General features: G+C 64.3%; 4 protein-coding genes. 1 reads left to right on the top strand and 3 read right to left on the bottom strand.

Annotation, left to right across the window (positions count from 1 at the left end):
• Positions 1 to 19: 19 nt before the first annotated feature.
• On the bottom strand, positions 20 to 1,318 hold the full coding sequence (gene argA, locus G1E_RS24360; protein WP_009684121.1) for an amino-acid N-acetyltransferase: 1,299 nt from the start codon (positions 1,316 to 1,318) through the stop codon (positions 20 to 22).
• Positions 1,319 to 1,442: 124 nt separating this feature from the next.
• Entirely contained in the window at positions 1,443 to 2,585 is a 1,143-nt protein-coding gene (argE, locus tag G1E_RS24355) for an acetylornithine deacetylase (RefSeq protein ID WP_047150186.1), read from the bottom strand.
• Between the two features lie 168 nt (positions 2,586 to 2,753).
• Here argE and G1E_RS24350 point away from each other — a divergent pair, with 168 nt between their 5' ends.
• Positions 2,754 to 4,121: an inorganic triphosphatase gene (locus G1E_RS24350; protein ID WP_047150185.1), complete on the top strand. Its 1,368-nt coding sequence runs from the start codon at positions 2,754 to 2,756 to the stop codon at positions 4,119 to 4,121.
• Positions 4,122 to 4,255: 134 nt separating this feature from the next.
• Here G1E_RS24350 and G1E_RS24345 read toward each other — a convergent pair whose 3' ends face one another.
• On the bottom strand, positions 4,256 to 4,729 hold the full coding sequence (locus G1E_RS24345; protein WP_009684126.1) for an Lrp/AsnC family transcriptional regulator: 474 nt from the start codon (positions 4,727 to 4,729) through the stop codon (positions 4,256 to 4,258).
• Positions 4,730 to 4,871: the final 142 nt, after the last annotated feature.

The following is a 4,871-nucleotide window of genomic DNA, read 5'->3' as shown; positions in this document are numbered from 1 at the left end:
CGATAGGGCCGGTACAGGTTTACAAAGACTTCTCGAAAATCTTCGAATTACGCTGGTAGTTGTACAGCGAAGCCCGCGCTGACGGCAGTCGCTCCACGCCACTCGGCGCAAAGCCACGTTCGCGGAACCAGTGCGCCGTGCGCGTGGTAAGCACGAACAGGGTACTCAAGCCCATTTGCCGCGCACGGCTCTCGATACGCTCCAGCAATTCGTCGCCCCGCCCACCATGGCGGTACTCCGGGTTGACCGCGAGGCACGCCAGCTCGCCGGCCTCGGAATCGGCAATCGGGTACAGCGCCGCACAGGCGATGATCATGCCTTCGCGCTCGACCACACTGAATTGCTCGATCTCACGCTCCAGCACCTCGCGCGAGCGACGCACCAGGATGCCCTGCTCCTCCAGCGGGCTGATCAGGTCGAGCAAGCCACCGACGTCTTCGATGGTCGCCTCGCGCACCACCTCGAACTGCTCCTGCGATACCAGCGTGCCGCCCCCGCCGCGGGTAAACAGCTCGGTCAGCAGGGCGCCGTCTTCGGCATAACTGACGATGTGGCTACGCGCGACGCCGCCCTTGCAGGCTTCAGCCGCAGCATCCAGCAACTCGCCCTGGTAATCGCTGCCCAGGCGCTGCAGGTGCGGGGCCACCTGTTGTGGGCGCAGCTCGCGTATCAGCTTGCCGTCTGCGTCCAGCAAACCTGGCTCGGCGCCGAACAGCAGCAGCTTGTCGGCACCCAGGTCGATGGCCGCGCGGGTAGCGACGTCCTCGCAGGCCAGGTTGAAGATCTCCCCGGTGGGTGAGTAACCCAAGGGCGACAACAGCACGATGGAGCGCTCGTCGAGCAGGCGGCTGATGCCCTTGCGGTCGACCCGGCGCACTTCGCCGGTATGGTGGTAGTCCACCCCTTCGAGCACACCGATCGGCCGTGCGGTGACCAGGTTGCCGGACGCCACGCGCAGGCGAGAGCCCTGCATCGGCGAGGCCGCGATGTCCATCGACAGGCGCGCCTCGATGGCCAGGCGCAGGGCGCCGACGGCGTCGATCACGCAGTCCAGGGTGGCGGCATCGGTGATGCGCAGGCCGCGGTGGTAATGCGGCGTCAGGCCGCGCTCAGCCAGACGGCTTTCGATCTGCGGGCGCGAGCCGTGCACCAGTACCAGGCGCACGCCAAGGCTGTGCAGCAGGACCAGGTCGTGGACGATATTGCCGAAGTTGGGGTGCTCTACCCCATCGCCAGGCAGCATGACCACGAAGGTGCAGTCGCGATGGGCATTGATGTACGGGGAGGCATGACGCAGCCAGTTGACGTAATCGGGCATGACAGGGCCTGTGGATAAGTGGACGGAGAACGGCGATACACGGGGCGTTCAGGATCATCGTCGGAACAGGCTTGCGGTCACGCGCGGTCTCCTCTAGGCAGGAACGAATCAGTACGATTGACGTTTAGTGCAGGCAATAGTGCCGGATCAGGTCACGCAATAGACGCACGGTAGGCTCGATTCGTGACATTTCAAGGTATTCGCCAGGCTGGTGGGCGCAGGCGATGTCGCCGGGGCCCAACACGATGGTCTGGCAACCCAGCTGCTGAAGATAAGGTGCTTCGGTGCCGAACGCCACCGCTTCGGCGCGATGGCCGGTCAGGCGTTCGGCTACCTGCACCAGCTCGGCATCGGCCGCCTGCTCGAACGGCGGCACCTCCGGGAACAGCGGTGCGTAGTCGATACGGACCTCGTGGCGCTCGGCCAGCGGCTGCAGTTTCTCGCGGATGGCCGACCGCAACTGCTCGGCATCCATGCCCGGCAAAGGCCTAAGGTCGAACTCCAGTGCGCACTGGCCGCAGATACGGTTTGGGTTGTCGCCGCCGTGGATGCAGCCAAAGTTCATGGTCGGGGTGGGCACGCTGAACTGTGGGTTGCGGTAGGTTTGCTGCCATTGCTGGCGCAGGCCCATCAGCTCGCCCATGACCGCGTGCATGGCTTCCATGGCGCTGTGGCCCAGGCTTGGGTCCGAGGAATGGCCGCTGCGCCCCAGGATATCGATGCGCTCCATGAGGATGCCCTTGTGCATGCGGATCGGCCGCAGCCCGGTCGGTTCGCCGATCACCGCCGCTCGCCCCAACGGCTGGCCGGCCTCGGCCAGGGCGCGGGCACCAGACATGGAGCTTTCTTCGTCACAGGTGGCGAGGATCAGCAGGGGCTGCTTGAAATCGTGCTCCAGCATCGGAATGACGGCTTCGATGATCAGGGCGAAGAACCCTTTCATGTCGCAGCTACCCAGGCCAACCCAGCGCCCGTCGGTTTCTGTCAGCTTCAGCGGGTCACTGCGCCACAGTTGTTCGTCGTAGGGCACGGTGTCGCTGTGCCCCGCCAGCACAAGGCCGCCCGGGCCGGTGCCGCGGCTGGCCAGCAGGTTGAACTTGCCGGGGGTAACCTGCTGAATGTCACACTGGAACCCCAGGTCGCCCAGCCAACCGGCCAGCAGCTCGATGACCTGGCGGTTGGACTGGTCCAGCGCTGGCTGGGTGCAACTGACCGAAGGCGCGGCGATCAAGGCGGCAAACTGGTCTTTCAGCGTCGGCAACGGCATGCGCGTACTCCTGGGAAGCGTTGCCCATCATAACAATGCCTATCGTTCCCAGGGCAAGCGTGTGGGCTTCTTCGCGGGCGAGCCCGCGAAGAAACCACCGCGACCCGACAGAGCGCGGCCGACTGCTGTAAACTCCTTGCCAACCACGCCCCCTCCTTCGAGTCTGTGATGCACAAAGAAACCGAACTCAAGCTACGCGCCAGCCGCGAGACCCTTGCCGCCCTGCGCGAGCACCCTCTGCTGAAAAAGCGCAACAAGTCCGGCTGGCAGACCCGCGAACTGACCAACCAGTACTTCGACACTGCCGAGCGTGAGCTGTCTGCTGCCCGCGTGGCCCTGCGCCTGCGTCGCGATGGCGATGTGGTCATCCAGACCCTCAAGTGCCGCGGCCAAAGCGTAGCGGGCTTGTCGGAGCGCAATGAGTACGAGTGGAACCTGGACAAGCCCAAGCTGGACCTGAAAAAGCTCGATGCCACCTGCTGGCCCGAACAACTGGCCGGCCTGGACAAAAAGACCATCAAGCCACTGTTCACCACGGACTTCACCCGCGAGTTCGCCGAAATCGCCTGGGGCCGTGGCAAAAGCAAGGTGGTGATCGAGGCCGCGCTGGACCAAGGCTTCGTGGTCGCCGGCAAGCGCAAGGAAGCCATCTGCGAGCTGGAACTGGAGCTGCGCGAAGGTGAGCCGCAGGCACTGCTGGAACTGGCCGCCGAGCTGGCCGCCAGCCTGCCGTTGATGCCGTGCGACATCAGCAAGGCCGAGCGCGGCTATCGCCTGCTGGAGCCAGACAGCTATGAGCTGGGCCTGCCAGGTGCCGAGCTGGACGCGGAAATGGCCGTGGACGACGCCTACGCCGCCCTGGCCTGGCAACTGCTGGGCAGCAGCCAGCGCCTGGCCGAGCAGTACCGCCACAATGGCCACTGGCGCCTGTTGCAGGACTGGGTCGAGTGCCTGAGCGAACTGCGTGCGTTGACCGCCAGCCTGGGCCAGGCCGCACCGCGTGCCGCTACCCGTGAACTGCGCAGCAGCCTCGACGCCCTGCTGGAAGACTGGCGCCCGCTGGTGCAGGCCGGTAACGACGACGAAGACATCCGCCGCGCCGCGCCCGAGCAGTTTGCCGAAGAGCTGGAAGACGTGCGCTGGGGCCAGTTCTCCCTGGAAACCTCACGCTGGCTGCTGGCCCGCACCTGGACAGTGGAACGCAAGGGCCGTGGCGAACGCCAGGGCAAGGCGCAGCTGGCCAGCTGGATGGGCCATTTGCTGGGTGAAGAAGGCCGTGCACTGAACCTGCCGCTGTACACCCAGCGCCCCGAAGACCTGGCTGAGCAACTGCCGCGGATTGAACAACTGCTGGCCTGGCTGCACCACGCCCGCCAGGTGCTGGAAGCACCGCAGATGGACCGCCTGTATGGCGACCTGAAGAAGCTGCACGAGCTGGCCGAACTGCCGATCAGCGATGAAGTGCTGGAAGCACGCATCGACCAGGCTCGGGCAGTCGACCAGAGCCGTGGCTGGAAGCACCTGCTCAAGGCCTGATGCGGCCCTGTAGGAGCGGCCTTGCGTCGCGAAAGGGGTGCGAAGCGCCCCCGGGATCTGCGCTTCAAGCAGATACTGCCGGGGCCGCTTTGCGGCCCTTTCGCGACGCAAGGCCGCTCCTACAAGGGACCACGTCAGCGGGTCCGCAGCGGCAGGCTTGTAGTGGACTTGATCTCTGAAAGCGCCACAATCGAGTTCACTTCCTGAATCCCAGGCACGTTCGACAGCTTTTCGAAGAAGAACCGCTCATAGGCCTCGATATCCGAGGTAACGATGCGCAGCAAAAAATCCACCGCGCCCATCAGCACATAGCATTCCAGCACCTCCGGGAAGCCGCGAATGGCCTCGGTGAATTCGGTGAAGTTGGAGCGCCCGTGGGCATTGAGCTTCACCTCGGCGAATATCTGGGTGTTCAGGCCGATCTTCTTGCGGTCGAGCAAGGTCACCTGCCCACGAATCACCCCCTCGTCCTTCAAACGCTGGATACGCCGCCAGCACGGTGACTGTGACAGCCCCACACGCTCGGCAATCTGCGCGCTGGAAAGCGAAGCGTCCTCTTGCAGCAGTTCAAGAATGCGCCGATCGTAGGCGTCCAGCTCGCTATGCATTGCTGTTTCTCCATAGTGGGTGCTGACGAATTGCTCAATTCGGTAGCCAAGCAAAATGGTCAAATCATAGCGAATAAAGGCTGCCTTATGCCTGTCAGTTAAGCGTTACTGGGGCTGCTTTGCAGCCCTTCGCGGGCACGCC

This window comes from Pseudomonas sp. TJI-51, assembly GCF_000190455.2.
Taxonomy (GTDB): Bacteria; Pseudomonadota; Gammaproteobacteria; order Pseudomonadales; family Pseudomonadaceae; genus Aquipseudomonas; species Aquipseudomonas juntendi.
This window is presented reverse-complemented; position numbering and strand designations above follow the sequence as displayed.